This is a genomic window from Kocuria sp. KH4 (assembly GCF_053711175.1).
Genome location: NZ_JBSJYX010000001.1, coordinates 314,615 through 341,311, shown reverse-complemented (window position 1 = coordinate 341,311; position 26,697 = coordinate 314,615). Strand labels below are relative to the sequence as shown.

General features: G+C 73.8%; 25 protein-coding genes, 1 tRNA gene and 1 riboswitch. Of the genes, 16 read left to right on the top strand and 10 right to left on the bottom strand.

The window, feature by feature from the left end:
• Positions 1 to 30: 30 nt before the first annotated feature.
• From ACWCOM_RS01650 to ACWCOM_RS01640, 3 genes are all read right to left on the bottom strand, one after another.
• Complete coding sequence (locus ACWCOM_RS01650) at positions 31 to 957, bottom strand: AEC family transporter (protein WP_454546991.1); 927 nt, start codon at positions 955 to 957, stop codon at positions 31 to 33.
• 103 nt (positions 958 to 1,060) lie between these two features.
• Positions 1,061 to 1,507, bottom strand: a complete 447-nt coding sequence (gene panD, locus ACWCOM_RS01645; protein WP_277550593.1) for an aspartate 1-decarboxylase — start codon at positions 1,505 to 1,507, stop codon at positions 1,061 to 1,063.
• A 168-nt stretch (positions 1,508 to 1,675) separates the two neighbouring features.
• Positions 1,676 to 1,746: transfer RNA gene (locus ACWCOM_RS01640), tRNA-Gly, on the bottom strand.
• Between the two features lie 124 nt (positions 1,747 to 1,870).
• On the opposite strand from ACWCOM_RS01640, the gene dcd reads away from it, so the two are divergent.
• Complete coding sequence (dcd, locus tag ACWCOM_RS01635) at positions 1,871 to 2,446, top strand: dCTP deaminase (RefSeq protein ID WP_454546990.1); 576 nt, start codon at positions 1,871 to 1,873, stop codon at positions 2,444 to 2,446.
• Positions 2,447 to 2,486: 40 nt separating this feature from the next.
• On the opposite strand, the gene ACWCOM_RS01630 is transcribed toward dcd, so the two are convergent.
• Entirely contained in the window at positions 2,487 to 3,827 is a 1,341-nt protein-coding gene (locus ACWCOM_RS01630; RefSeq protein WP_454546989.1) for an MFS transporter, read from the bottom strand.
• A gap of 287 nt (positions 3,828 to 4,114) precedes the next feature.
• On the opposite strand from ACWCOM_RS01630, the gene ACWCOM_RS01625 reads away from it, so the two are divergent.
• From ACWCOM_RS01625 to ACWCOM_RS01580, 10 genes are all read left to right on the top strand, one after another.
• Entirely contained in the window at positions 4,115 to 7,225 is a 3,111-nt protein-coding gene (locus tag ACWCOM_RS01625) for a Na+/H+ antiporter subunit A (RefSeq protein WP_454546988.1), read from the top strand.
• Positions 7,222 to 7,713 (top strand): Na(+)/H(+) antiporter subunit C, encoded by a 492-nt coding sequence (locus ACWCOM_RS01620; RefSeq protein ID WP_454546987.1) that lies wholly within the window; start codon positions 7,222 to 7,224, stop codon positions 7,711 to 7,713. Before ACWCOM_RS01625 ends, ACWCOM_RS01620 begins: the two co-directional genes overlap by 4 nt.
• On the top strand, positions 7,710 to 9,350 hold the full coding sequence (locus tag ACWCOM_RS01615) for a Na+/H+ antiporter subunit D (RefSeq protein WP_454546986.1): 1,641 nt from the start codon (positions 7,710 to 7,712) through the stop codon (positions 9,348 to 9,350). The genes ACWCOM_RS01620 and ACWCOM_RS01615 overlap by 4 nt, the downstream gene beginning before the upstream one ends.
• The gene (locus tag ACWCOM_RS01610) at positions 9,347 to 10,066 is read left to right on the top strand and encodes a Na+/H+ antiporter subunit E (RefSeq protein WP_454546985.1); all 720 of its coding nucleotides are present in this window, start codon (positions 9,347 to 9,349) and stop codon (positions 10,064 to 10,066) included. Before ACWCOM_RS01615 ends, ACWCOM_RS01610 begins: the two co-directional genes overlap by 4 nt.
• Complete coding sequence (locus tag ACWCOM_RS01605; RefSeq protein ID WP_454546984.1) at positions 10,063 to 10,335, top strand: monovalent cation/H+ antiporter complex subunit F; 273 nt, start codon at positions 10,063 to 10,065, stop codon at positions 10,333 to 10,335. The genes ACWCOM_RS01610 and ACWCOM_RS01605 overlap by 4 nt, the downstream gene beginning before the upstream one ends.
• Before the next feature lie 5 nt (positions 10,336 to 10,340).
• Entirely contained in the window at positions 10,341 to 10,835 is a 495-nt protein-coding gene (mnhG, locus tag ACWCOM_RS01600) for a monovalent cation/H(+) antiporter subunit G (RefSeq protein WP_454546983.1), read from the top strand.
• A gap of 57 nt (positions 10,836 to 10,892) precedes the next feature.
• Entirely contained in the window at positions 10,893 to 11,171 is a 279-nt protein-coding gene (locus tag ACWCOM_RS01595; RefSeq protein WP_454546982.1) for a DUF4235 domain-containing protein, read from the top strand.
• Between the two features lie 163 nt (positions 11,172 to 11,334).
• Positions 11,335 to 11,456, top strand: a riboswitch (TPP riboswitch).
• 88 nt (positions 11,457 to 11,544) lie between these two features.
• Entirely contained in the window at positions 11,545 to 12,165 is a 621-nt protein-coding gene (locus tag ACWCOM_RS01590) for an ECF transporter S component (RefSeq protein ID WP_454546981.1), read from the top strand.
• Positions 12,162 to 13,790: an ABC transporter ATP-binding protein gene (locus ACWCOM_RS01585; RefSeq protein WP_454546980.1), complete on the top strand. Its 1,629-nt coding sequence runs from the start codon at positions 12,162 to 12,164 to the stop codon at positions 13,788 to 13,790. Before ACWCOM_RS01590 ends, ACWCOM_RS01585 begins: the two co-directional genes overlap by 4 nt.
• Positions 13,787 to 14,584, top strand: a complete 798-nt coding sequence (locus ACWCOM_RS01580) for an energy-coupling factor transporter transmembrane component T family protein (RefSeq protein WP_454546979.1) — start codon at positions 13,787 to 13,789, stop codon at positions 14,582 to 14,584. The genes ACWCOM_RS01585 and ACWCOM_RS01580 overlap by 4 nt, the downstream gene beginning before the upstream one ends.
• 104 nt (positions 14,585 to 14,688) lie before the next feature.
• Here ACWCOM_RS01580 and ACWCOM_RS01575 read toward each other — a convergent pair whose 3' ends face one another.
• The 3 genes from ACWCOM_RS01575 to ACWCOM_RS01565 form a co-directional block, all read right to left on the bottom strand.
• Complete coding sequence (locus ACWCOM_RS01575; RefSeq protein ID WP_454546978.1) at positions 14,689 to 15,570, bottom strand: aminotransferase class IV; 882 nt, start codon at positions 15,568 to 15,570, stop codon at positions 14,689 to 14,691.
• A gap of 620 nt (positions 15,571 to 16,190) precedes the next feature.
• Entirely contained in the window at positions 16,191 to 16,757 is a 567-nt protein-coding gene (locus tag ACWCOM_RS01570) for a low molecular weight protein-tyrosine-phosphatase (RefSeq protein ID WP_454546977.1), read from the bottom strand.
• Between the two features lie 84 nt (positions 16,758 to 16,841).
• Positions 16,842 to 18,776: a BCCT family transporter gene (locus tag ACWCOM_RS01565; protein ID WP_454546976.1), complete on the bottom strand. Its 1,935-nt coding sequence runs from the start codon at positions 18,774 to 18,776 to the stop codon at positions 16,842 to 16,844.
• Between the two features lie 322 nt (positions 18,777 to 19,098).
• Between ACWCOM_RS01565 and dnaK the strand changes: the two genes are divergently transcribed.
• The 4 genes from dnaK to ACWCOM_RS01545 all read left to right on the top strand — a co-directional run bounded on the left by dnaK (position 19,099) and on the right by ACWCOM_RS01545 (position 23,210).
• A complete protein-coding gene (dnaK, locus tag ACWCOM_RS01560) occupies positions 19,099 to 20,955 on the top strand; it encodes a molecular chaperone DnaK (protein ID WP_454546975.1) in 1,857 nt (618 codons plus the stop codon).
• 2 nt (positions 20,956 to 20,957) lie between these two features.
• Positions 20,958 to 21,596, top strand: a complete 639-nt coding sequence (locus ACWCOM_RS01555) for a nucleotide exchange factor GrpE (protein ID WP_454546974.1) — start codon at positions 20,958 to 20,960, stop codon at positions 21,594 to 21,596.
• 155 nt (positions 21,597 to 21,751) lie between these two features.
• Complete coding sequence (locus ACWCOM_RS01550) at positions 21,752 to 22,768, top strand: DnaJ C-terminal domain-containing protein (protein WP_454546973.1); 1,017 nt, start codon at positions 21,752 to 21,754, stop codon at positions 22,766 to 22,768.
• A gap of 1 nt (position 22,769) precedes the next feature.
• The gene (locus tag ACWCOM_RS01545) at positions 22,770 to 23,210 is read left to right on the top strand and encodes a heat shock protein transcriptional repressor HspR (RefSeq protein WP_454546972.1); all 441 of its coding nucleotides are present in this window, start codon (positions 22,770 to 22,772) and stop codon (positions 23,208 to 23,210) included.
• A 70-nt stretch (positions 23,211 to 23,280) separates the two neighbouring features.
• Here ACWCOM_RS01545 and ACWCOM_RS01540 read toward each other — a convergent pair whose 3' ends face one another.
• The 3 genes from ACWCOM_RS01540 to ACWCOM_RS01530 are packed head-to-tail and all read right to left on the bottom strand — an operon-like array spanning position 23,281 to position 25,200.
• A complete protein-coding gene (locus ACWCOM_RS01540; RefSeq protein WP_454546971.1) occupies positions 23,281 to 23,769 on the bottom strand; it encodes a GNAT family N-acetyltransferase in 489 nt (162 codons plus the stop codon).
• Positions 23,766 to 24,581 carry a tRNA (guanosine(46)-N7)-methyltransferase TrmB gene (trmB, locus tag ACWCOM_RS01535; protein WP_454546970.1) on the bottom strand — a complete coding sequence of 272 codons (816 nt, stop codon included), beginning with the start codon at positions 24,579 to 24,581 and terminating at the stop codon, positions 23,766 to 23,768. Before trmB ends, ACWCOM_RS01540 begins: the two co-directional genes overlap by 4 nt.
• Positions 24,582 to 24,585: 4 nt before the next feature.
• Complete coding sequence (locus ACWCOM_RS01530) at positions 24,586 to 25,200, bottom strand: LOG family protein (RefSeq protein ID WP_454546969.1); 615 nt, start codon at positions 25,198 to 25,200, stop codon at positions 24,586 to 24,588.
• Between the two features lie 122 nt (positions 25,201 to 25,322).
• Here ACWCOM_RS01530 and ACWCOM_RS01525 point away from each other — a divergent pair, with 122 nt between their 5' ends.
• The gene (locus ACWCOM_RS01525; RefSeq protein ID WP_454546968.1) at positions 25,323 to 26,639 is read left to right on the top strand and encodes a multidrug effflux MFS transporter; all 1,317 of its coding nucleotides are present in this window, start codon (positions 25,323 to 25,325) and stop codon (positions 26,637 to 26,639) included.
• Positions 26,640 to 26,697: the final 58 nt, after the last annotated feature.

The window sequence follows — 26,697 nt, the reverse complement described above, 5'->3', positions numbered from 1 at the left end:
CCCCCCCGGTCCGCGCTCCGGGGCGGCGGATCAGGCCAGGAGCAGGGCCACGCCGGCCATGGTCAGCATCGCCACGACCGTGGTGAGCAGCACCGTGTCGCGGCACAGCTGCTCGGCCCGGCCGTAGCGGACGGCCGCGACGTAGATGTTCTGCGCGGTGGGCAGCGCCGCCATCACCACCACGGCGTAGAGCAGGTGGCCCTCCAGGCCCAGGGCGAAGCGGGCGAACAGGAACGCCAACACCGGGTGCAGCACCAGCTTCAGCACGGCGGCCAGCGCCACGTCCCGGCGGGGGCTGACCCCCGCCTGCAGCGGGGAGGCGCCCACCAGGGAGATGCCGAAGGCCATCAGCATCGCGGGGATGGAGGCCCCGGCCACCAGCTCCACCGGTGCGTGCAGGACCTCGGGCAGCCGCCAGCCGGTCACCGCGAACAGGATCCCCAGCCCGGAGCCCACGATCATCGGATTGGTCACCACGTTGCCCAGGACGGTGCCGAGGCTCGGCCGGCGGCCGTCGGTCAGGACGTCCATGATCGTCAGGTACACCGGGGTGTTCAGGGCCAGCTGGAACAGGATGACGGGCACCACCATGGTCGCGTCCCCGAGCACGAACGTGGCGATCGGGATGCCGAGGTTGGCGGAGTTCACCTGGGAGGCGGCCTGGGCGCCCATCACGGTGGTGGCCGCGTCCCGGTGCAGCACCCACCGGGCGAGCGCGGCGTGCACGAGGGCGGTGGCCACCGCCGAGACGGCCGCCACCAGCAGCGGGGCGGAGAGCAGGCTGCCGATGTCGGCCTCGGCGATGGTCAGGAACAGCAGCGGCGGGCTGGCCACGTAGAACGCGAACTTGCTGAGCACCAGCTGCCCCTGCGGTCCCAGCACCCGGCGGCGGCCCACCACGTATCCGGCGCCGATGACGGCCCACACGATGAAGAACCCCGAGAACACTCCGGCCACGGGTTCCTCCTCGGACTGTCGGGCCCGCGGGATCGGGCCCCTACAGTTCTATCCCATGCCGGATGGACTGCCGCACCGCACGGTCCGGATCGTGGGCGGCGCGTCAGCCGAGCGGCAGGTCGGCCCGTGCCGCGGCGAGGGTCCGGGAGAGCGGGGGGCGGGCGACGCCGTCGAGCAGGGCCTCGGCGGGATCCGCGCCCAGGTCGGCGATCCGGTTCTGCGCGTCCACGTGCACCACGCGGGGCACGTGGGTGCGCGCCTCGGCGTCGTCCATCTGGGCGTAGCTGATGAGGATGACGACGTCACCGGGGTGCACCAGGTGCGCCGCGGCGCCGTTGATCCCGACGACGCCGGAGCCGCGCTCGCCGGCGATGGTGTAGGTCTCCAGGCGGGCGCCGTTGGTGACGTCCACGATGGAGACGAGCTCGCCCGGCAGGATGTCGGCGGCGTCCAGGAGGTCCTGGTCCACGGTGACCGAGCCGACGTAGTGGAGATCGGCCTGGGTCACGACGGCCCGGTGGATCTTGGCCTTGAACATGGTGCGCAGCATGACGGGAGATCTGCTCCTCGTGGGCGGGATGCGGGATGCGGCTCCGGTCGGGCGCCGGAGCTTCGGCCACCGGGGTCCGCGGAGGGCCGCGGTGCGGGAACATTCTACCGGTCCGCCCCGGGCACGACGAACGCCCCGGCCGTGCTGGCGCGGGGCGTTCGGTGCGGGAGCGGCTGACGGGAATCGAACCCGCGTATCAGGCTTGGGAAGCGTGCGCTCTACCATTGAGCTACAGCCGCGCATCCGTGGTCCGTCCGGCGCGTGCACCGGACGGGGACACCACCACACTGTACACGATCCGCCGGGGCCGGGCGGGACCGGGCCACGGGGACCGGGGGAGCGGCGTGCGCTACCTTGGGGACCGTGCTGATCTCTGACCGCGACATCCGCCGTGAGCTCGACGGCGGCCGGGTCGTCCTCGAGCCCTACGATCCCGCCCTGATCCAGCCGGCCAGCATCGACGTGCGGCTGGACCGCTGGTTCCGGCTCTTCGACAACCACAAGTACGCGCACATCGACCCCTCGGTGGAGCAGCCGGAGCTCACGCGCCTCGTGGAGGTCGACCCGGAGGAGGCCTTCGTGCTGCACCCGGGGGAGTTCGTCCTGGGCGCCACCTACGAGAAGGTCAGCCTGCCGGACGACATCGCCGCGCGGCTGGAGGGCAAGTCCTCGCTGGGGCGCCTGGGCCTGCTGACCCACTCCACCGCCGGGTTCATCGACCCCGGCTTCTCGGGGCACGTCACGCTCGAGCTGTCCAACATGGCGACGCTGCCCATCAAGCTGTGGCCCGGCTCCAAGATCGGGCAGCTGTGCTTCTTCCGGCTGTCCTCGCCCGCCGAGCACCCGTACGGGGACGGCGCCTACGCCAACCGGTACCAGGGCCAGCGGGGCCCGACGGCGTCGCGCAGCCACCTCGGGTTCTCCCGCACCCGCATCTGAGGCCCGCCGCCCGCTGCGGGTCCCCGTCCCGCGCCGGGACTCAGGAGCGCTGCGCCGTCCCGGCGCCGTCGAGGGTCCGGGTGCGCTCGGGGTCCCGGGCGCCGAGGAGCAGGAGCAGGCCCGCCCCGATCACCAGCAGGATGCCCAGGATCCCCCAGCGCTGCGCGCCGAGCACGGAGACGAACACGGCGAACAGGGTGGGCGCCAGGAAGCTCACGGCCCGGCCCGTGGTGGCGTAGAGGCCGTACAGGGCGCCCTCGTGGCCGGTCCGGGTGAGCCTGCCGAGGAACGTGCGGGAGGCCGACTGCGCCGGACCCACGAACAGGCACAGGAGCAGCCCGCAGACCCAGAACGCGGCGGTCCCGTCCAGGAACAGCAGGGGGGTGCCCGCCAGCAGGACGCAGACCAGGGAGGCGACGATGACGCGCTTGGGGCCCACCCGGTCGTCGAGCTGCCCGCCCACGAGCGCCCCGACGCCCGCGGCCACGTTGCCCACGATCGCGAAGACGATGACCTCGGTGAGGGTGAAGCCGAAGGTCCCGGCCGCGATGACGCCGCCGAACGTGAACACCGCGTTGAGCCCGTCCCGGAACACGGCGGAGGAGAGCAGGAACCACAGCGTCTGCGGGGCGTCCCGGTACAGCCCGCGCAGGGTCGCCCACAGCTGCCGGTAGGACCGGAGCACGGAGGGGCGCGGGCCCCGGTGCGCGGGGCGGATCTCGGGCACCGCGAGCAGGACGGGGATCGAGAACAGGGCGATCCACAGGCCCGAGAACAGGGCGACGGCCCGCACGTTGAGCGCGTCCTCCTCGGGGATGCCGAGCAGCCCGGGGCTCACGAAGCCGAACAGGACGATCGACAGGGCCACGATCCCGCCGAAGTAGCCCAGCGCCCAGCCCTGCCCGCTGACCCGGCCGATGTGCTCGCGGCCCGCGATGCCGGGCAGCATCGCGTTGTAGTTGACCACCGCGAACTCGTCGAAGACGTTGGCCAGCGCCAGCAGCGCGACCCCCAGGTAGAGGAACGGGTACTCGGGGTAGACCAGGAAGCACAGCGCGGTGAGCAGCGCGGTGAGCATCGTGTTGACGCCCAGCCACAGCTTCCGGCGCCCGGCGCCGTCGCTGCGCTGCCCGACCACCGGGGCGAGCAGCGCCACGACGACGCCCGCGGCCCCGATCCCGTAGCCCAGCACCTGGGAGGCGTGGTCCTCACCGCCGAACGGGTCGCCGGTGAGGTAGACGGTGAACACGAACGTGGTCATCACGGCGTTGAAGGCCGCGGAGCCGGCGTCCCACAGGCTCCAGGCCCAGACGTGGGAGCGGCGGGGCGTGAAGGGTGCCGCCGGCGGGGCGGGCGGGGAACCAGGGGGCGCGGTGTCCATGGCAGTCATGCTAGGCCCGCGCCGGCCCGCCGGGGCGTCGGCCTCGCCGGGACCGCGCCCGCCGGATCCCGGGTGCCCCGACGCCGTGGAGCCGATGCCCAGCTGATTGACCGGCGGCGCCCAGGTTCTCTCCCGCGGACTGCCGCGGAGGGCCGAAAACCCCTTTGATAGGCTGGACGTCCCGGGCGCGCCCCGGCATCCCCGTGCCTGCACAGGTCCTCCGTGCCCGCGTCCGGGTCCCACGACGCCCGCCCGCCGATCCCTTCCCCGACCTCCGGAGGCGCCTGATGACCGCTGTGCTCCTGCTCCACGCAGTGGTGGCCGCGGTCGCGCCCCTGCTGTTCGCGCGGATGGGGCGCAGCGCCTTCTACCTGCTGGCGGCGGTCCCCCTCGCCGGCTTCGTGTGGCTGCTGGCCTCCGGCCCGCGCGTGTACGGCCCGGAGGGCGGGTGGACCGAGGGGGCGGAGTGGATCCCCTCCCTGGGCCTGGACCTGGTGCTGCGGATGGACGCCCTGTCCTGGACCATGTCCCTGCTCGTGCTCGGGGCCGGGTCCCTGGTCCTCTTCTACTGCGCCCGCTACTTCAAGCCCGGCGCCGGTGATCTCGGCGGATTCGGGGCCCAGCTGCTCGCGTTCGCCGGGGCCATGTTCGGACTGGTGACCGCCGACGACATGCTGGTGCTGTTCGTCTTCTGGGAGATCACCACCGTCCTGTCCTTTTTGCTCATCAGCTACAGCAGGACCCGGCTGTCCGCCCGGCGGGCGGCCCTGCAGGCCCTCGTGCTGACCACGGCCGGCGGGCTGTCCATGCTCGTGGGCATCGTGATGCTGGGCCAGACCGCCGGCACCTACCGGATCTCCGAGGTGCTCGCGGCGGCCCCCGAGCTGGCCCAGCGCGGCACCGTGGTGGACGTGGCGGTGTTCCTGCTCCTCGTGGGCGCCGTGACCAAGTCCGCCCTGATCCCGCTGCACTTCTGGCTGCCCGCCGCGATGGCCGCGCCCACCCCCGTGTCCGCGTACCTGCACGCCGCCGCCATGGTCAAGGCCGGGGTGTACCTGGTGGCCCGGTTCGCCCCCGGCTACGCCGAGACGGCGCTGTGGCAGCCCACGGTGATGGTCCTGGGCCTGGGCACCATGATCTTCGGCGGCTGGGCCGCGCTGAAGCAGTACGACCTCAAGCTCATCCTCGCCTACGGCACCGTCAGCCAGCTCGGCTTCCTCGTCGTCGTCGTCGGCCGGGGCGCGGCCGACACCGCGCAGGCGGGCATGGCCATGCTCCTGGCGCACGGTCTGTTCAAGGCCACGCTGTTCCTCGTGGTCGGCATCATCGACCACCGGGCGGGCACCCGCGACATCCGGCGGCTCTCCGGGCTGGCCCGCCGCGTGCCGGTGCTGTTCGCCGTCTCCGCCGTGGCCGCGGCCTCCATGGCCGGTCTGCCGCCGCTGGCCGGCTTCGTGGCCAAGGAGTCCGTGCTGGCCGCGTTCACCCACGAGGCGGACAGCGCGGCGGGGACCGTGGTGCTCGCCGGGCTGGTGCTCGGCTCGGTCCTGACCTTCGCCTACAGCGCCCGTTTCCTGTGGGGCGGCTTCGCGCAGAAGTCCGCGGAGTTCTCCGAGCTCGACGCCGGGGTGGGCGGCAAGGCCGTGATCAGCGACATGCAGCGCGTCGAGCCCGCCTTCCTGGCCGCCCCGCTCGTGCTCTCCGTCCTCACCGTGGCGTACGGGCTCTGGCCGCAGCCGGTCAACGCCATGCTCCAGCCCTACGTGGACCAGTTCCCCGATCCGGGCGGGCACGAGTTCTACCTCGCCCTGTGGCACGGGTTCACCCCGGCCCTGGGCCTGTCGGCGGTCGTCGTCGCGGGCGGGCTGGCCATGTTCCTGGCCCGGCGCCCCGTCGCCGACCTCCAGCGCGCGCTGCCCTCGATGCCCGCCGGGGAGCTCCTCTACCGCCGGACCATCAACGTCCTGGACCTGGTCGCGGTGTGGATCACCGGGCGCACGCAGCGCGGCTCGCTGATGTTCTACCTCTCGGTCATCCTCGTCACCGCGATCGTGGTGCCCCTCGTGGCCCTGATCGTGGAGGAGACCCCGCCGCTGGGCGCCCTGCGCCTGTCGGACGGGCCCGCCCAGCTCATCGCCGGGGCGGCCATGGTCGTGGCGGCGCTGCTGGTGCCCCTAGCCACGAAGCGCTTCCTGGCCGTGCTCCTGGTCTCGGTCACGGGCTACGGCATGGCGCTGATCTTCGCCCTGCAGGGCGCCCCGGACCTCGCCCTGACCCAGACGCTCGTGGAGACCATCCTCCTCGTGGCCTTCGTGCTGGCGCTGCGCTCGCTGCCCGCCCCGCTGTGGCACCGCAACCCCGCCGGGCGCCGGCTGCTGCGCGGCACCATCGCGGTGACCTTCGGGCTGTTCATGATGGCGCTGGCGGCCTTCAGCATCTCCTCGCGCACGGCCGAGCCCATCTCCCTGCAGCTGCCGCGGATGGCCTACGAGCTGGGCGACGGGGCGAACGTGGTCAACGTCATCCTCGTGGACATCCGGGCGTGGGACACCTTCGGGGAGATCTCCGTGCTGGTGCTCGCCGCGACCGGGGTCGCGTCCCTGATCTTCGTCACCGGCCGCGGGGACCGGATCGTGCGCGCCGGCGACGACCCGACCACCGAGCAGCTGCGCATCCTGCGCCGGCGCAGCGCCGCGGCCGTGGCCCCCTCCGGCGCGGACCTGGACGCCGTGGTCGACCGGCGCTCCGCCGAGGACCCGGAGGACCCCTACCTGCTGGCGGGCCGGACCCTGGCGCCCGAGCGCCGCTCGATCGTCTTCGAGGTGGTCACCCGCCTGCTCTTCCACACGTTCATGATGGTCTCGCTCTACCTGCTGATCGCCGGGCACAACGATCCCGGCGGGGGGTTCTCCGGCGGCCTCATGGCGGGGCTGGCCCTGACCGTGCGCTACCTCGCGGGCGGGCGGTACGAGCTGGAGCGCGCCACCCCCATCAACGCCGGCACGATGCTGGGGACGGGGCTGGCGCTCGCCGCCCTCTACGCCGTCACCCCGGTGCTCCTCGGGGGCTCCGTGATGCAGAGCTACACCCTGGAGCTGGAGCTGCCGGTCCTCGGCCACCAGAAGTTCGTGTCCGCGCTGGTCTTCGACGTCGCGGTCTACCTGATCGTCGTCGGGCTCGTCCTCGACATCCTGCGCTCGCTGGGCGGGCGGATCGACGAGCGGATCGAGGAGGACGCCGTGCGCCGGCGCCGGAGGACGCCCGGGCGCGGCACCCGTATCCGGGTCACCCGGCAGCGCCGGGTCACCGCGGGGTCGTCCGTGGCGACCTCGGCGACCTCACCCGCCCCGGTCACGACCGCCGGGGCGGGGCCCGACGAAGGGAACGAGCACCGATGAGCGTGAACCTGACCCTGCTGGTCGTGATGGGCGTGCTCTACGCCGTGGGGGTGTACCTCCTGCTCGAGCGCTCGCTCACCCGGGTGCTGCTGGGGCTGATGTTGCTCACCAACGGCACGAACCTGCTGATCCTGCACGCGGGCGGGGTCCCCGGCTCCGCACCGCTCTACGACAGCTCCACCGCCGCGGAGGACTACAGCGACCCGCTGCCCCAGGCGCTGATCCTCACCGCCATCGTCATCTCGCTGGCCGTCACCGCGTTCCTGCTCGGGATGGTCTACCGCTCCTGGGTGCTCGGCCGCCGGGACGAGATCCAGGACGACGTGGAGGACCGGCGCGTGGCCCGGCAGTCCTCCTACGACGTGGAGGACGACGCCGAGGTGCCCGCGGACACGACCGAGTTCGAGGAGGCGCCCCGCCGCGACGACCCCGACGAGGACCTCGAGGCGCCCGGTCCGCCCGCGCGCCGGCGGGAGGGGACCCGATGACCGTCCACCTCGCGCAGCTGGCCCCGCTGGCCGTCATCATCCCGTTCCTGGGCGCGGCCCTCAGCCTCGTGCTGCTGCGGCGCAACGCGCTGCAGCGCGCCGTGGCCATCGGGTCCCTCGTGCTCACCCTCGTGGTCGAGGTCGCGGTGCTGGTGAACACCTGGGACCTCGGCCCCCAGGCCGTCCACCTGGGAGGCTGGGCGGCGCCCTGGGGCATCGTCATGGTCGTGGACCAGCTCTCCTCGCTGATGCTCGTGGTCTCCACGGTCGTCTCGCTCGCGGTGCTCGTCTACGCCAGCGGGCAGGGCGTGGCCGACGGCGACCGCGAGGGCCCGATCTCGATCTTCCACCCCTCGTTCCTCATCCTCGTGGCCGGGGTCTCCAACGCCTTCCTGGCGGGCGACCTGTTCAACCTCTACGTGGGCTTCGAGATCCTGCTCACCGCGTCCTACGTCCTGATGACGATGGGCGGAACGGTCCAGCGGATCCGCACGGGCGTCACCTACGTGGTGGTCTCCGTGATCTCCTCGGTGCTGTTCCTGATCACCATCGCGATGATCTACGCGGCCACGGGCACCATCAACATGGCCGACCTCTCGGTGAAGCTCGCCGACCTGCCGGTGGGCACCCAGCTGCAGCTGCACGTCATGCTGCTCATCGCCTTCGGCATCAAGGCGGCGGTCTTCCCGCTGTCCTTCTGGCTGCCCGACTCCTACCCCACGGCCTCCGCCCCCGTCACCGCGGTGTTCGCCGGGCTGCTGACCAAGGTGGGCGTCTACTCGATCATCCGCACGGAGACCGTGCTGTTCCCCGGGGACCGGCTCGACGCCCTGCTGATGTGGGTCGCGCTGCTCACCATGGTGGTGGGCATCCTGGGCGCGCTCGCCCAGATCGACATCAAGCGCATGCTGTCCTTCACCCTCATCAGCCACATCGGCTACATGATCTTCGGGGTGGCCGTGGGCAGCCAGGAGGCGCTGTCCGCCACGGTGTACTACGTGGCCCACCACATCGTGATCCAGACCAGCCTGTTCCTGGTGGCCGGGCTGATCGAGCGCCGCGGCGGGTCGACCAACGTGGACCGGCTCGCCGGCATGGCCAAGATCTCCCCGCTGCTGGCGCTGCTCTACCTGGTCCCCGCGCTGAACCTGGGCGGCATCCCGCCGTTCTCGGGCTTCCTCGGCAAGACCGGGCTGCTGCAGGCCGGCGTGAACCAGGGCGATCCGCTCGCCTACGTGCTGGTGGCGGGCTCCGTGGCGGTGTCCCTGCTGACCCTCCTGGCCCTGATCCGCGTGTGGAACCGCGTGTTCCTGCGCAGCCCGGAGGACGCGGAGTACCCGGACCCGATCCTGCTGGCCCCGGTCCCGGCGGGCTCGCGCTTCCTGCTGACCTCCGGGTCGGTCGACGACCAGGAGGGCCGGTTCGCCGGCAAGGGCGACGTGCGCCTCATGTCGCCCTCGATGCTCGGCGGCGCCTCCGCGCTCGTCGCCGTGGGGGTCGCCCTGACCGTCTTCGCCGGCCCGCTCTTCCAGCTCGCGGACAACGCCGCGGAGAACCTGGTCCACCCCGAGCGCTACGTCACGGCCGTCCTGGACCCCGCGTCGGTTCCCCGGCCCGTGCTGGAGGAGGCCCCGTGAGCCCGCGACCCAAGAACTCCCTGCTCGTCGAGCTGCCGCTGCTGGTGTGGCTGGTGCTCGTGTGGGGCGCCCTGTGGGGCGACTTCGGCGTCGGCAACCTGCTGTTCGGCGCGGTGCTGGCGCTGCTCGTGACCTGGGTGCTCTACCTGCCCCCGGTCCAGCTCTCGGGCCGGTTCAACCCGCTGCAGTTCGCCGTCTTCGCCGTGAGCTTCGTGGGGCAGGTCGCCAAGGCCAGCGTGGACGTCATGCTCGTCGCGGTCCTCGTGGGCCCCCGGACCCGCAGCGCGGTCGTGGGCGTGGACCTGCGCACCCGCTCGGACCTGCTGCTCACCGCCACCGGCCACACCATGGCCCTGATCCCCGGCTCCATCCTGGTGGAGGTGGACCGCGCCCGGTCCACGCTCTACTTCCACGCGCTCAACGTCCGCACCCCCGAGGATGCCGAGGCCTTCCGGCGGTCGGCGCGGCAGGTCGAGGCCGCGTGGATCCGCATCATGGGCACCCGGGAGGAGCTCACCGCCCTGCGGGCCGAACGGCGCGGAGGGGACGGGGAAGGGCACGCGCAGGGGGACAGCGCGGCGATCAGCTCCCCGGTGACGTCCGGGCAGCAGATCGTCGGCGGACGGCGGGCCGACGTCCCCACCGGGACCGCCGAGCCCGGCGAGACCACCCGCAGCACCCGCACCACCCGGACCACCGAGGAGGACCGCCCGTGATGGGAATCGCCGTGGCCGTCGCCGCCGTGCTGCTCAGCGCGGCCGCCACGGGCACCCTCTACCGCCTGGCCAAGGGGCCGTCGCTGCTGGACCGGGTGGTGGCCACCGACGTCCTGCTGGCCATCGTGGCGGCCTCGCTGGCCGTGGAGATGGCCTACCACCAGCACCTCAACAACCTCATCCTCATGGTGATCGTCTCCCTGGTGGGGTTCATCGGCGCCGTGACCGTGGCGCGCTTCGCCACCCAGACCGCCGAGCACGGGAAGTGAGCCCCGTGCTGGACACCGTCCTGGACGCCGCCGCGGCCGTGTGCCTGGTCCTCGGGGCGCTGATGTCCCTGGCCGCCGCGATCGGGCTCGTCCGCTTCCCGGACCTGCTGACCCGCATGCACGCGGGGACCAAGCCGCAGGTCTTCGGGCTGCTGCTCATGCTCAGCGCCGTCGCCCTGGAGAACCGGGACCCGGTCATGATCCCGCTGATCGCGCTGGGCTGGATCTTCCAGCTGCTCACCGTGCCCGTCTCGGCGCACATGGTGGGCCGCTCCACCTACCGCACCAAGCACCTCAACCGGGCCACCCTGACGCGGGACGACCTGCAGGAGGTCCTCAACCGTGCCGGCGAGCCGGGCGGCAGCGGGGCGGCCCCGACCGGGCCCGCCCCCGCCCGCACCGACGGGGCCCGTCCCGGCGAGACCCTCCTCGACCCGCCCGCCGCGGACGGCCAGCACGCCGACGGACAGCAGACTGACGGATCCCGGGAGACACGTTAGGCTGGGCACGATCGACGGGCGCATCCGCGCCGCCCCGACGACAAGGAGCAGCAGTCCATGAACACGAAGATCCTCGAACTCGCCGGCACCGGCCTCTCGCTGGGCGGCGTGGCGCTCTCGCACAAGGTGCTCGGCGCCGCGTGGACGCGCATCACGGGGAACCCGCCCCCCGCCAAGAACCCGGACCCGGAGGAGGCCTGGACCGGCATCATCATCTGGTCCCTCGTGACCGGCCTCGTCGGCACGGTCATCAAGGTCGGGATCTCCCGCCAGATCGCGAAGATGGACTCGTCGTCCCGGAGCAACCCCAGGGCCTCGAGCCAGGCCGAGGTCTGAGCGCCGGCCGCCACCTCGCGCAGGGGCCCCTCCGGGCGGACACCGCAGCGGTGTCCGCCCGGACGGGCCCCTGCGTCGTCCGGGGGCGCCCCGCGACCCCGGACGGGCACGCGTGCCCGCGGCCGTGCACGGAGCGGGCGGGAGCGGGGTAGACTCGGTGCCACTGAAACGACAGGGGAGCGCACCCCGCCGGCGACGGCGGCAGAGCGCTGAGAGTGCGGATCACCGCAGACCCTCGAACCTGCTCCGGTTAGCACCGGCGAAGGGAGTCGAGCACCTCAGGGGTGGCTCGCGGACGTGCGCTCCGGCCGTGTCCGCGCGAACCCTTCCCCTCCTGGCACCGATGGCTCGCTGAGCCCAGGAGGAACACACCGTGAACACCACCACCCACCGTCCCGCCGGACGCAGCCGCACGTCCGGGTCCTCGTCCTGGCGCGTCGTCGACATCGTCGTGGCCGCCGTCCTCGCCGCCGTGTGCGCGGTCGTCTTCTGGGCGTGGTCGAACCTGCTCTACCCCGTGGTCGGCGCCGCCGCGGTGACCTATCCGCCCGCCGTGGGCCTGATCGCCGGCGGCTGGCTCGTGGCCGGCGTGCTCGGCGGCCTGATCATCCGCAAGCCGGGCGCCGCGCTGTTCTGCGAGCTGCTCGCCGCGGTCATCGAGGGCTTCCTCGGCACCCACTTTGGCTGGACCGTGGTCCTGTCCGGCCTCGTCCAGGGCCTCGGCGCCGAGCTGGTCTTCGCCGCGGTGCGCTACCGCCGCTACAACGCCGCCGTGGCCGCCGCCGCCGGTGCGGTCAGCGGCGTCTTCCTCGGCGTCAACGAGAGCATCATCTACAACTACGAGTGGGCCCTCGGCCACCAGGTCGTCTACGTGGTCCTCGCGGCCCTCTCGGGCGCGGTGCTCGCCGGGCTGCTGCTGTGGGCGGTGGTGAAGGCCCTCGCCGCCACGGGCGTGCTGCAGGGCCTGGCCTCGGGCCGGGTCGCGCGGCGATGACCGCCGCGGCGGTGCGCCCTCCCGGTGCGCCCACCGCCGCGGGGGCCCGCATCGAGGCCCGCGGCTTCGGCTGGCACCACCCCGGCCGGGAGACCCCCGCCCTGCAGGGCATCGACCTCGCGGTCGGGCCGGGGGAGCGGGTGCTTCTGCTGGGGCCGAGCGGGGCGGGGAAGTCGACGCTGCTGCACGCCCTCGCGGGGGTCTTGCACGACGACGACGGGCTCTCCCGGCAGGGGGAGCTGCTGCTCGACGGCGCGGACCCGGACCGGGTCCGGGGCCGCGCGGGCCTCGTGCAGCAGGACCCCGAGTCCCAGGTGGTGCTCTCCCGGATCGGGGACGACACCGCCTTCGGCCTCGAGAACCTCGCCGTGCCCCGGGAGCAGATCTGGCCGCGGGTCCGCGCCGCCCTCGACGACGTGGGGCTGCCCCTGCCGCTCGAGCACCCCACCGCCGCCCTCTCCGGCGGGCAGAAGCAGCGCCTGGCGCTCGCCGGGGCCGTGGCGATGAGCCCGGGGCTGCTCCTCCTCGACGAGCCCACCGCGAACCTGGACCCCGCCGGGGTGCGGCAGGTCCGGGACGCGGTGGCCCGGTGCCTGGACCGCAGCGGGGCCACCCTCGTGGTCGTGGAGCACCGGGTGGCGGTGTGGGCCGACGTCGTCGACCGCGTCGTCGTCCTCGGCCGCGACGGCGGGATCGCGCACGACGGGTCCCCGGCGCAGGTCCTGGGAGAGGCCGCCGACGAGCTGAGCCGCGCCGGGGTCTGGGTGCCCGGCCGGCTCCCGCCCACGCGCGAGCCCGCGCCGCCCCGGGCGGACGCGGAGGCGCTGCTGGGTGCGGCGGGGCTGGCCGTCTCGCGCACCCAGCCCTCCGCACGGCAGCTGCGCGCCCGGCGCCGGGCGCGGCGCCGGGGCCGGCCGCTGGGCGACGCCGCGGCGGGCCGGGACCTGCCGGTCGCGGCGAGCGGCGTCCGACTGGACCTGCTCCGTGGCCGGGCGGTCGCGGTGACGGGAGCCAACGGCGCCGGGAAGTCGACCCTGGCGCTCACGCTGGCGGGCCTGCTGGCGCCCGTGCGCGGGACCGTGACCGCGCACCCGCCCCTGGACCGCGGCGCCGGGCCGGACCCGCTGGAGTGGGCCGGACCGGACCTGGTGGCCCGCGTCGGAACGGTCTTCCAGGAGCCCGAGCACCAGTTCCTGCGCGCCACCGTGCGCGCCGAGCTCGAGCTCGGGCCCCGTCTGGCGGGCACCCCGCCGGCCGAACGGGACCGCCGCACGGAGGAGCTGCTCGACCGGCTGCGGCTGAGCCACCTGGCGGACGCGAACCCGTTCACCCTCTCCGGCGGCGAGAAGCGGCGGCTGTCGGTGGCCACGGTGCTGGCCACCGAACCGGACGTCCTGGTGCTCGACGAACCCACCTTCGGCCAGGACGCCCTGACCTGGGCCGAGCTCGTGGACCTGCTGCTGGAGGTCGTGGACGCCGGCACGGCCGTGCTCGCGGTGACCCACGACGAGGACTTCGTGCGGGCCCTCGGGGCCGAGGTGCTGGAGCTGGGGAGCGCCCCGCCGGTCCCCCCGGCGCCGGGGGCCGTGCCGGCGCCCCGGCCCGCCGCGGAGCACGCCCGGTGAGCGCGCCCGCGATCGCCCCGGCGGCCCGGGCCTCCCTGCTGGGCCGCGCGCACCCCGTGGTCAAGCTCGCCGGCGCCCTGGCCCTGACCGTGACCCTGCTGCTCAGCGCGGACCCCGTGACGTCGGGGATCGTGCTCCTGGGCGAGGTGCTGCTGCTGATCCTGGCCGGGCGGCGCCCGCCGGCGCAGCTGCTGCGGGCCTGGCCCCTGCTGCTGGCGGCGCTCGTGAGCGGATGGGGCACGGCCCTGCTCGCCGAGGACTCCGGGCCCGTGCTGCTGGACCTGGGGGTCACCGAGCTCTCCTCCGGTGCGGTCGCCGCGGGTGCGGCGATCGCCCTGCGCGGGCTCGCGCTGGCGCTGTCGGGGCTGCTCGTCGTGCTCAGCACTGACCCCACGGACCTCGCCGACGGGCTGGCCCAGACGGTGCGGCTGCCCGCGCGGTTCGTGCTGGCCTCCCTGGCGGCCCTGCGCCTGGTGGGCGTGATGCTCACCGAGTGGACCACGCTGGCGATGGCCCGCCGGGCCCGCGGCGCCGGCTCCGGGCACGGCCCGGTGGGCGCGCTGCGGGACTTCGGCGGACAGGCGTTCACCCTGCTGGTCCAGTCGCTGCGCCGCGCCACCCGCCTGTCGGTGACCATGGAGGCGCGCGGCTTCGGCGCGGGCCCGCGCACGTGGGCCCGGGTCCCGGAGCACTCCTGGCGGGACGCCGTGGTGCTGGCCGGGTGCCTCGGCGTGGCCGCGGCGGGCCCGGTGGTCTCCGTCCTGCTCGGGACGCACCGGTTCATCTGGGCCTGAGCCGGCGCCCCCCGTCCGTCCGGGCCGCCGGTCCCCGCCCGGCCCGGCGCCGCTGTCCGGTGCGCCGGGCGGGCGCCCGGGCGCGGGGCCGCGGGCCCCGTTCCTCACGCCCGTGCGACCCAGCCCGTCACGAGCCGCGTGAGCTCCGGGTCCACCGGCAGGAGGTGGTCGTCGAGCCGGTGCACGGGCACCGCGAGCCGCACGCTGGACACGAGCCAGAGGGCGTCCGCCGCCAGGAGGTCGCCGGGCCGCAGCGGCCCGTGGCCCAGCTCCCAGCCGTCGCTGCGGGCGGCGTCGAAGATCGCGGCCTGGGTGGTGCCCGGCAGGATCCCGCGCGAGGGCTCCGGGGTCACGAGGGTGCGCACGTCCGCGTGCACGCGGGCGCAGACCACGGAGGACGTGGCCCCCTCGAGCACCCGCCCGTCCGGGGCGGTGAAGATCGCCTCGTCCGCGCCGAGGGAGCGGGCATGGCGCAGGGCGGCCATGTTGACCGCGTAGGACAGGGTCTTGGCCCCGGGCAGCAGCCACGGGTGCCCGGCGTCCTGCGCCGGGTCGTGGCCGCGGGGCAGCAGCACGGCGGCCACCCCCTCCCGGCGCTGCCGGAACGTGGACTCCGGGACGGGGCTCACCACCACCCACGACCACGGGCCGGCCTCGGGGGTGCCGCGGCTGACGACCACCTTGACGCTGTGCTCGGCGCCCAGCCCGCCGTCCCCGCCGGGGGCGGCGTGGGCGAGCCCCAGCTCGACGGCCCGGAGCAGCTCCTGCGCCGAGGGCACCGGCAGCTGCGCCAGGCGCGCCGAGGAGGACAGGCGCCGGTGGTGGACCGCGAACTTCTGCACCCGCCCGTCGACGGCGCGCAGGCTCTCGAAGACCCCGTCCCCGCGGGTGAGCCCCTGGTCGTCGATGCGCACGAGCGGGACCGCCGGGTCGGCGAGGACGCCCCCGGGATGGGCGGCGTCGAGGACGACGACGGTGCTGGTCACGATGGCCTCCTGTCGGTGCGGGCGCCCGGTCAGTGGACGGGGCCGGGGTGCAGGATGTCCACCTGCTCCCAGACGTGGTCCTCCGCGAGATAGGCGTCCTCCTGGGCGGCCCACTGCTCCCAGTGCTCGGCGTAGTAGGCGCCGTCCCGGCTCAGGGCCCGGTCGTAGCGCAGCGCGGTGGGCAGCTCGACCCAGACCGAGACGTCCAGCAGGGCCCGGGCGGCGGCGGAGCAGGCCCCGACGCCCTCCAGGACGACGACCTCCGCGACGCGGGTCAGGCGGGGGGGTGCCCGGGGAGCCGGTGACCCAGTCCCAGGCGCTCCACTCCGCGTCCCGGCCGGCGCGCAGGGGGGTGAGGACCTCCTCCACGTAGGTCCGGGTGCCCGGCCGGAGACCGTCCCAGCCCGGGTAGAGGTCTTCCATGTGGAAGAGCGTCACGTCCCGCACGGGGCGCAGCACCTCGGCGAGCTGCTCCGCCAGGCTCGTCTTGCCCGCGCCCGAGCGCCCGTCGATGCCGACGAGCCAGGGGCGTCGGGTGGGGGCCGGGAGCAGCCGGGCCAGATTGGTGCCGGCGGGGTGGGCCGCGGCGACCGCGGGGTCCAGCTCCAGCTCGATGTCGATCACGCGTCTCCGGCGTCCCGGGCGCGGCCGGCGCCGGGGACCGCGGCGCCCGGGTCGGCGGCGCCCAGGTCCTCGATGCCCAGGTCCTCGGCGACGGCGCGGACCACTCCCGGCACGGCGGCGGCGATCATGCCGTAGGTGGTCTCGAAGTCCTCGGCCTCCCCGTACCAGGGGTCGTAGATGCCCAGCTCGCCGGGCTCGGAGCCGGCGACGGCGGGATCGAACTCGCGCAGCAGGCGGACCTTCGCGGCGGTGTCGGCGTCCGGGGCGAGGGCGCGCAGCCGCCGGTGGTGGACGACGTCCAGGGCGAGCACCAGGTCGCGGTCGCCGAACCGGGCCGGGTCGAAGACCTGCGCGGCGTGCGCGGAGGCGTCCAGCCCCTCGCGGCGCAGCAGGTCCGCGGCCCGCGGGTCGACCGGGTTGCCGAGCTCCTCGTCGCTGACGCCGGCCGAGTCGATGCGCACGCGCTCGCCCAGGCCGGCGGCCTCGAAGGCGCGGCGCAGGGCGAACTCCGCCATGGGCGAGCGGCAGATGTTGCCGGTGCACACGGCCACGATCGAATACATAGCGGGCATTCTAAGCCGGACGGGCCCGGGACGAGAAGTGCGGCCGCCGCCCGGGGGGCGACGGCCGCACGCGCGGGCACGGGCTCAGGGCCGGCGGAGCGCCGGGTCGAGCTCGCGCTCCGGGCCCGCCCCCCGGTCCTCCGGGTGCTGCGGGTCCGGCTCCGGCGCGGGCTCGGCGTCGAGGTCGATCTCGTCGCCGTTCTCGTCGACCCGCCGGTACCAGTCGGTGACGGCCGGGTCGTGGGAGTCGAAGGTCTCGCCGGCGGCCCGGGCGCCGGGGGCGTGCTCGACCTGCAGGGCGAAGTCGTCGCCGTGCTCCTCGATGCCGTGGATCACGGCCTTGCGCACGGCCGTGAGGGCGAACTCGTGCCGGATCGTGGCGGGGTCGCTGCGGAGGTCCTTGTAGAAGGACACCATGAGGAACGCCACGATCACGGCGAAGGGCAGGGCGGACACGGTCACGAGGTTCTGCATGCCGGTGAGGGCGTCGTCACCGCCCACGAGCATCATGACGGCCGCGATGGCGCCCAGGGACACGCCCCAGAAGACCACGATCGAGCGGTTCGGCTCGGGCCGGCCGCGCTGGGACAGCGTGCCCATGACGATGGCGGCGGAGTCCGCGCTCGTCACGAAGAAGATGGCGATGATGACCATCGCGAGCACCGAGGTGATCGCGCTGAGGGGGAGGGCGTCGAGCATCCCGAACAGCATCGCCTCCTGGCCGCCGGACGCCGCGAGGTCGGTGCCGGTGCGCTGCAGGTGCATGGCGGTCCCGCCGACCACCACGAACCACAGGACGCACATCGAGGAGGGGACCACGAGGACCACCGTGACGAACTGGCGCAGGGTGCGGCCGCGGGAGATCTTGGCGATGAACATCCCGACGAACGGGGACCACGAGAGCCACCAGGCCCAGTAGAAGACGGTCCAGGTGCCCGCGAACGCGGCGGTGTCCTGGCCCCAGCCGGCGGTCTGGCCGGTCATCCAGACGTACTCGTGCAGGTAGCTGCTGAAGACGGCGGGGACGAGGTCCAGGATCAGGACGGTGGGCCCGGCGACGAAGACGAACAGCGCCAGCAGGAAGGCCAGGAGCAGGTTCGTGTTGGAGAGCAGGCGGATGCCGCGGGCCACGCCCGAGACGGCGGAGGTGACGAAGGCCGCGGTGAGCACGGCGATGAGCAGGATCAGGCCGCCGTTGCCCACCGGGCCCCAGCCCGCGACGAGCTCCAGGCCCCGGGCGATCTGCAGCGCGCCGATTCCCAGGGAGGCCGCCGTGCCGAAGAGGGTCGCGAAGATCGCGAAGACGTCGATGAGCCGGCCCAGGCCGCCCTCGGCGCGCTCCTGGCCGATCAGGGGCACGAAGATCCGGCTGATGAGCGGGGGGCGGCCGCGGCGGTAGGCGCCGTAGGCCACGGCCGCGCCGACCACGGCGTACATGGCCCACGGGTTCAGGCCCCAGTGGAAGGCGGTCTGGACGAGGGCGTAGACGGACATCTCCTCGGAGCCGGGCTCCGCGTCGAAGCCCGGGACGCCCGAGCCGAAGTGGCTCATGGGCTCGGAGGCGCCGTAGAACATCAGGCCGATGCCCATGCCGGCCGCGAACAGCATCGCGAGCCAGGAGAAGAAGGAGTACTCGGGCTTCTCGTCGTCCATGCCCAGCGGGATCCGGCCGGTGCGGCTGAAGCCGACGACGAGCATGAACAGGACGGCGGCCGTGGAGAGGCCAGTGAAGAACCAGCCGGTGTTGCCGGTCACCCAGGCCAGGGCCGCGGAGGAGGCCGCGGTCAGGGACTCGGTGGAGAGCACGCCCCACGCGACGAACGCCACGACCAGCGCGGCGGTGAGGGAGAGGACGACCCGGTCCGTGCCGTAGCGCAGCCTCTGGTCCTCGACGGCCAGGCCCGGGACGAGGGCGGGGTGGATCCCGTGGGGATAGGTGAGCTCGCGCAGCACCTCGCGGGAGCGTTCCCTGCGGGGGGACGGGGCGGACTGCGGTGAATGGGGTGGCGTGCTGCTCATGGGCGCTCCAGAGGTGTCGGGGTGCGGGCGGTGTCGTGTCGATGCGTGCGGTTTCGTGCGGGTCGGGCCCGGAGGTGTCGAGTGCGGCCCGGGAGTGCGGGCACAAGCAAAAGATCGTACCAAGGAGCGGTTCCGCCGGGACAAGGGATGGGGGACAGCTCACAGCCGGCCCCAAAGTTGAGCCGGGCAGGCTCAAGTTAACTTGACACCGCAGGCTCACATGGCAGACTTGAGCCAGGAAAACTCAAGACCTGAGACCTCCGGGACCCAACGGGGCCGCCACGGCCCGCCCGGTTCAGCTCGACCCGAAGGAGAACACTCCATGTCCCGTGCAGTAGGAATCGACCTCGGCACCACCAACTCCGTGGTCTCCGTGCTGGAGGGCGGCGAGCCCACCGTCATCGCCAACGCCGAGGGCAACCGGACCACCCCGTCCGTCGTCGCCTTCTCCAAGGACGGCGAGACCCTGGTCGGCGACATCGCCAAGCGCCAGGCCGTCACCAACGTCGACCGCACCATCGCCTCCGTCAAGCGCCACATGGGCACCGGCTGGTCGAAGGACATCGACGGCAAGCAGTACACCGCGCAGGAGATCTCCGCGCGCATCCTCATGAAGCTGAAGACCGACGCCGAGTCCTACCTGGGCGACAAGGTCACCGACGCCGTGATCACCGTCCCGGCGTACTTCAACGACGCCGAGCGCCAGGCCACGAAGGAGGCCGGCGAGATCGCCGGCATGAACGTGCTGCGCATCGTCAACGAGCCCACCGCCGCGGCCCTGGCCTACGGCCTGGAGAAGGGCAAGGAGGACGAGCTCATCCTCGTCTTCGACCTCGGCGGCGGCACCTTCGACGTCTCCCTGCTGGAGGTCGGCAAGGACGAGGACGACTTCTCCACCATCCAGGTCCGCGCCACCGCCGGTGACAACCGGCTGGGCGGCGACGACTGGGACCAGCGCGTCGTCGACTGGCTGCTGTCGCAGGTCCGCTCCAAGACCGGCGCCGACCTGTCCAAGGACAAGATCGCCCTGCAGCGGCTCAAGGAGACCGCCGAGCAGGCCAAGAAGGAGCTGTCCTCCGCGACCAGCACCAACATCTCCCTGCAGTACCTCTCCGTGACCCCCGAGGGCCCGGTGCACTTGGACGAGCGCCTCACCCGCGCCAAGTTCGAGGAGCTGACCCGGGACCTCCTGGAGCGCACCGAGAAGCCGTTCCAGGACGTCATCGCCGAGGCCGGCATCTCCGTGTCCGACATCGACCACGTGGTCCTGGTGGGCGGCTCGACCCGCATGCCGGCGGTCGCCGAGACCGTGCAGCGCCTGGCCGGCCAGGAGCCCAACAAGGGCGTGAACCCGGACGAGGTCGTCGCCGTCGGCGCCGCGATCCAGGCCGGTGTGCTCAAGGGCGACCGCAAGGACGTGCTGCTGATCGACGTGACCCCGCTGTCGCTGGGCATCGAGACCAAGGGCGGCGTGATGACCAAGCTCATCGAGCGCAACACGGCCATCCCCACGAAGCGGTCGGAGACCTTCACCACCGCCGAGGACAACCAGCCCTCCGTGTCCATCCAGGTCTTCCAGGGCGAGCGCCAGTTCACCCGGGACAACAAGAACCTGGGCACCTTCGAGCTGACCGGCATCGCCCCCGCCCCGCGCGGGATGCCGCAGATCGAGGTCACCTTCGACATCGACGCCAACGGCATCGTCCACGTCTCCGCCAAGGACAAGGGCACCGGCACCGAGCAGTCGATGACCATCACGGGCGGGTCCTCCCTCTCCAAGGAGGACATCGACCGCATGGTCAAGGACGCCGAGGCCAACGCCGAGGCGGACCGGGTGCGCCGCGAGGCCGCCGACCTGCGCAACAACGCGGAGCAGCAGGCGTACTCGGTGGACAAGCTGCTGAAGGACAACGACGAGAAGCTGCCCGCGGACGTGAAGTCCGAGGTCCAGGCCGACGTCGACGCCCTGAAGCAGGCGCTCGAGGGCGAGGACGAGGCCGCCGTGAAGTCGGCCTACGAGAAGCTCCAGCAGTCCCAGACCAAGCTCGGCGAGGCCCTCTACGCGCAGGCGCAGGCCGACGGCGCCGACGGCGCCCCCGGTGCCGGCGCCACCGGCACGGCCGGTGACGAGGACATCGTCGACGCCGAGGTCGTCGACGACGAGAACGAGAAGAAGTGAGCATGCCCGAGCCCACGCCAGGACCCGACGAGCACCCGGCGGAGAACGCTCCCGAGCACTCCGGCGGGACCCCCGACGAGCAGGCCGCGCAGGACTCCGGCCCTGTCTCCCCGGAGGAGGCCGGGCCGGAGGGCCTGACCGTGGACGACATCCTCTCGACCCCGCAGTCCACCGACGCCGGCTCCGCCGACGCCGGCGCGGCGGCCACGGAGGCGGACCCGTCCGCGGCGCTGGCCGCCGAGCGGCTCGAGGAGCTGCGCCGGCTGCAGGCCGAGTTCGTGAACTTCAAGCACCGCACGGCCCGGGAGAAGGAGCAGCTGCGCACGTTCGTGACGGGCGACCTGCTGCAGACCCTGCTGCCGGTGTTCGACGACATCGACGCGGCCCGCCAGGCCGGGGACCTCGCCGACGGCCCGTTCGCGTCCATCGCGAACAAGCTGGAGGAGATCCTCGTCCGGCAGGGGCTGACCCGCATCGGGGCGGTCGGCGAGACGTTCGACCCGACCGTCCACGAGGCGGTGCTGCAGCAGCCCACCAGCGAGGTCGAGCCCGACCAGGTCTCGATGGTGCTGCGCTCCGGCTTCCGGATCGGCGAGCGCGTCGTGCGGCCGGCCCAGGTGGCCGTCGCCGTCGCCGAGTGAGGCCGGGACCGGTCTGACCGGCGCGGAGGGGAGGCCCGTCCACGGGCCTCCCCTCCCGTCCCCCCGCCCCGGGCGCACAGCCGGGGCGACCCCCAGGACTTCCACCGGGTGCTGCTCGTCAGGACCCCCACCGGCCCCATCAGAAAGGAGGCGTCATGGCCAGCCAGGACTGGATCGACAAGGACTTCTACAGCATTCTCGGCGTCTCCAAGGACGCGTCCGAGGCGGACATCAAGAAGGCCTACCGCAAGCTCGCCCGCCGGTACCACCCCGACCAGAACCCCGGGGACACGGAGGCCGAGCAGCGCTTCAAGGACATCACCGAGGCGCACTCCGTGCTCTCCGACCCGGAGGAGCGCAAGCAGTACGACGCGATCCGCGCCATGGGCTCCGGTGCCCGCTTCACGGCCGGCGGGCCGGCCGGCGCGGGCGGCTCGGCCAACTTCGAGGACCTCTTCGGCGACATCTTCGGCGCCGGCGGCGGCGGCCGCCACCGGCGGACCGGCTACTCCACCGGCGGCGCCGGCTTCGGCGGGGCAGGCGGCTTCGAGGACCTGTTCTCGCAGTTCGGCGGCCCGGGCGGCTACGGCACACCCGGGGCCGGCTACCAGGCCCCGCCCACCCGCGGGGAGGACATCCGCACGGAGACCACCATCCCGTTCCGCTCCTCGGTGCACGGCACCACCGTGAAGCTGCGCCGCGGCAACGGGCAGGAGACCACGGTGCGCGTCCCCGCCGGGGTGCGCGACGGACAGAAGCTCAAGCTCGCCGGCAAGGGCCACTCCGGACCCGGCGGACCCGGCGACCTGTACGTCACTGTGCACGTGGGCCCGCACCCGTTCTTCACCCGTGCGGACGGCACGGACGACGTCGAGGTCACCGTGCCCATCACCTTCCCCGAGGCCGCCCTGGGCGCCACCGTGGAGGTGCCCACCCTGGACGGCGGCACGGTGCGGCTGAAGGTGCCCGCCGGGACGTCGTCCGGCCGGCGCCTGCGCGTCAAGGGCCGCGGGTTCAGCACGGCCAAGGGCACGGGGAGCCTGATCGTGACCGTCGAGGTGCACGTGCCCGCGCACCTGGACGAGGCGGCCGAGGCCGCGGTCCGCGCGTTCGCGGAGGCGACCGCCGACGACGACCCCCGGGCGGGCCTGGCCACGAAGGCACGGCTCTGAGATGGCGCTCGACGCGGACCAGCCGCTGTTCGTGATCTCCGTGGCCGCCGAGATCGCCGAGATGCACCCGCAGACGCTGCGCCAGTACGACCGGCTGGGCCTGGTCAAGCCCTCCCGCGCCCCGGGCCGGGCGCGGCGGTACTCCCAGCGGGACATCGAGAAGCTGCAGCAGATCCAGGTGCTCTCCCAGCAGGGCGTCTCCCTGGAGGGGATCCGGCGCATCCTGCAGCTGGAGAACCAGGTCGCGGCCCTGCAGGCGAAGGTGGCGGAGCTGTCCCAGGAGCTCGACGAGGCCCGGGAGCGGGCCGAGGAGTCCTCGCGGATCTTCGCCGCTGGCATCGGCGGGGACGTGGTGCGGATGGCGCGCGGCTCGCGCCCGCGGGCCCGCAAGATCTCCCAGGCCGTGGTGCTCTACCGGCCGCCGCGGCCGCAGGAGCGCTGAGCGGCCCGCCGTCCGCGCCGGCGGGCGGGCGCCGGAGCACCGGCGCCGCTCGGCGCCGGTGCTCCCCGGCTCAGCCCAGGTGCTTCTCGAAGCCCACGTCGTACACGCCGTCCGCGTAGCGGTGGGCGACACCGGGCAACGGGACGTACCCGCTGCCCCGGTACAGGGCGGCGGCCTCGGGCTGGCGGTTGCCGGTGGTGAGGTAGATGCGCCGGTAGCCGGCACCGGCGGCGAGCCGCTCGAGCTCGGCCAGGACCCGCCGGGAGAACCCCCGCCGGCGGTGCCCCGGGTCCGTCCAGATGCGCTTGAGCTCGGCCGTGACGTCGTCGTGCCGCCGGAAGGCGCCGCCGGCCACCGTCAGCCCGCCCTCGAGCAGCAGTACGAGGGCCCCGGCGGGCGCCCGGAACTCGTCGACCGGGTGGTGCTCCATCTCCTCCGCACCGATCGACGGGCCGTAGCGCGCCACGTACTCCCGGTGCAGTCCCTCCAGCAGCGGCCGCGTGCGGGGATCGCCCGGAGGCACGACCACGAGACCGTCCGGGGCGGCCGCCGTGCTCACGGGAGCCGGCGGTAGGTCAGGTCGCGCGGCACGCGCCCCGCCTCCCGGGCCTTGCGCTCGAAGCTCGTCAGGACCCGGCCCTCCCAGCGGGGGGCCCAGCCCACGTCCGGGTGCTCGTCGTCGGCGAGCGGGCCCGGGTGCAGGTTCTCGAACTGCGGGGCGGCGTCCAGGACCTCGCGCATCACGAGCGCGTACTCCTGCCAGTCCGTGGCCAGGCGCCACAGCCCGCCCGGGGCGAGCACCCGCGCGGCCAGCTCGGCGAAGGCGGGGGAGACGAGGCGCCGCTTGTGGTGGCGGGTCTTGTGCCAGGGGTCCGGGAAGAACACCCACAGCTCGTCGACCGAGCCGGGGGCGAGCATGTGCTCCAGGACCTCGGGGGCGTTGGCCTGGACCACCCGGACGTTGTCCACGCCGGCCTGGCCCGCCTTGAGCAGCAGGTCCGCGATCCCCGGCTTGTACACCTCGACGGCGAGGTGGTCGCGGGCGGGGTCCTGCGCGGCGGCGTGCACGACGGCCTCGCCCAGCCCGGAGCCGATCTCCACGACCAGGGGCGCCTCGCGCCCGAAGGCGGCGGCCGCGTCGAAGTCGTGGTCGGGGTGCACGGAGGTGTCCGTGCGCACGCGCGGGACGTCCAGCACGCGCGTGGGCGCCCAGTCGTCCCACGCCTTCTGGCGACGGGCGGTCAGCCGGTCGCCGCGGCGCACGAAGGAGTAGGGCCGGCGGTGGTGGGCCTCCGGGACGGGGCCCGGGGTGGCGCCCCCGGCGGGCGTGTCGGCGGGCTGGTCGGCAGGGGAGGAAGTGTGCTCGGTCATCGCCCTACATCCTAGGTGCAGGCCGCACCGGCGCCGTGGCGCCGTCCGGGGGGAGCGGTGCGGCCCAGCGCCGGCGGGGCGCCTCCCACGCCGCGAAGCAGGTCAGCAGCTCCTCCGCGTCCCGGGCGACCACGGCGGCGTCACGGTACTCCGGGCGCACCAGCCCCGCGGCGGACATCGCGGCGACCGCGTCCAGCAGGGGCTCCCAGAAGCCGGCGACGTCGAGGAAGCCGACCGGCTTGGCGTGCACCCCCACCTGCAGCCAGGTCCACGCCTCGAAGATCTCCTCCAGGGTGCCCAGTCCTCCCGGCAGGGCCACGAACCCGTCCGCGAGGCGGGCCATCTCCGCCTTGCGCTCGTGCATGGTCCCGACCACGCGCAGCTCGGTCAGGCCGGTGTGGGCCGTCTCGTCCTCGACGAGGGAGCGCGGCATCACGCCGACCACCTCGCCGCCGGCGGCCAGGGCGGCGTCGGCGACGACGCCCATCAGCCCGACGTGGCCGCCGCCGTAGACGACGCCCACCCCGCGGCGGGCGAGCTCGGCGGCGAAGGCCGCGGCGGCCTCGGCGAACAGGGGGTCCGAGCCCAGGGAGGCTCCGGTGTACACGGCAAGTCTCATGGGGACATTCTCACCGCACCGGCGCCGATAGCATGAATCGGGCCGGGCCCGTGCCCGCCCGTCCCCGCGGCGGCGCACGCCGCCCGGCACCCTCCGCCCGTGCACCCTCCCGAGGACCCACCATGAGCCCACCGCCCCCCGGCCGCCCGGTCCGCTCCCGCCTGCGTCTCAGCGGCAGGGCGGACCGGGTCGTGCTCGTGGCGGCGCTGGGCATCCTCAGCGCGGTCAGCCCGATGGCCACGGACATGTACCTCGCGTCCATGCCGGCCATGGCCGTGCACTTCGGGGCCTCGACCTCCGCGGTGCAGCTGACCCTCACCAGCTACATGGTCGGCATGGCCCTGGGGCAGTTCCTGCTGGGCCCGGTCTCCGACGTGCTCGGGAGGCACCGGCTCATGGTCGCCGGCAACATGCTGTTCCTGCTCAGCTCCGTGGCCGTGGTCCTCGCACCCGGCGTCGGCACGGTGATCGTGCTGCGCGCGGTGCAGGGCGCCGCCGGCGCGGCGGGCGTGGTGATCGCCCGGGCCGTGGTCTCGGACATCGCCTCCGGGCGCCGGGCCGCCCAGCTCTTCTCGCTGCTCGCCACCATCACCTCCCTGGCCCCGGTGGTGGCGCCTCTGCTGGGCGGGGTGATCGCCACCGTGGCTCCGTGGCAGACCGTGTTCTGGGCGCTCGCCGTGTTCGGGCTGCTGATGCTCGCGTGCTCGGTCCTCGTGGTCCCGGAGACCCTGCCCCCGCACCGGCGACACCGGGGCGGGGTCGGGGCCGTCGTCGGCGGCTCCTGGCGCGTGCTGCGCACCCCGTCCTTCATGGGCTACGCCCTGGCCTTCGGGTCGGCGTTCGGGGCGCTGTTCTCCTACATCTCCGCCTCCTCCTTCGTGGTGCAGAACGTGCTCGGCCACTCGGCGCTCGGCTACTCCGTGATCTTCGCGGTCAACGCCTGCGGCTCGATCCTGGGGGCCCTCGTCAACACCCGGCTCGTGGGCAGGACGGAGCCCGGGACGGTCCTGCGCACCGCGCTGCTGGTGATGGGAACGACCAACGTGGTGGGCCTGGCCCTGGTCCTCGGCGGCATCACCGGGTGGACCACGCTGGCGCACCTGTTCGTGAGCCAGACCTGCATCGGGTTCGTCCTCGGCAACGCCGTGGCGCTGGCCCAGTCGCGGGTGCCCGGCCGGGCGGGCGCCGGCTCGGCGGTGCTCGGGCTGGTCCAGTTCCTCATCGGAGGCCTCGTGAGTCCGCTCACCGGTCTGGCCGGGCAGCACAGCGCGGTGCCCATGGCCGTGTCCATGGCCGTGTGCTCCCTGCTGGCCGTGGGCGCCGTGCTGCTCGCGGGCCGGCTCTCCCGCCGTCCGCCGGGAGCGCCGAGCCCGCCCGCCGGCCCGGTCCCGGGCGGCGGCGGCCAGGGGCCACCCCGCGCAGAGCGTCCCGACCCATGACCTGCGGACCGCCGGACCTGTGATTAGATGCCTCCTGCAGAGACGGAGATCACATCCT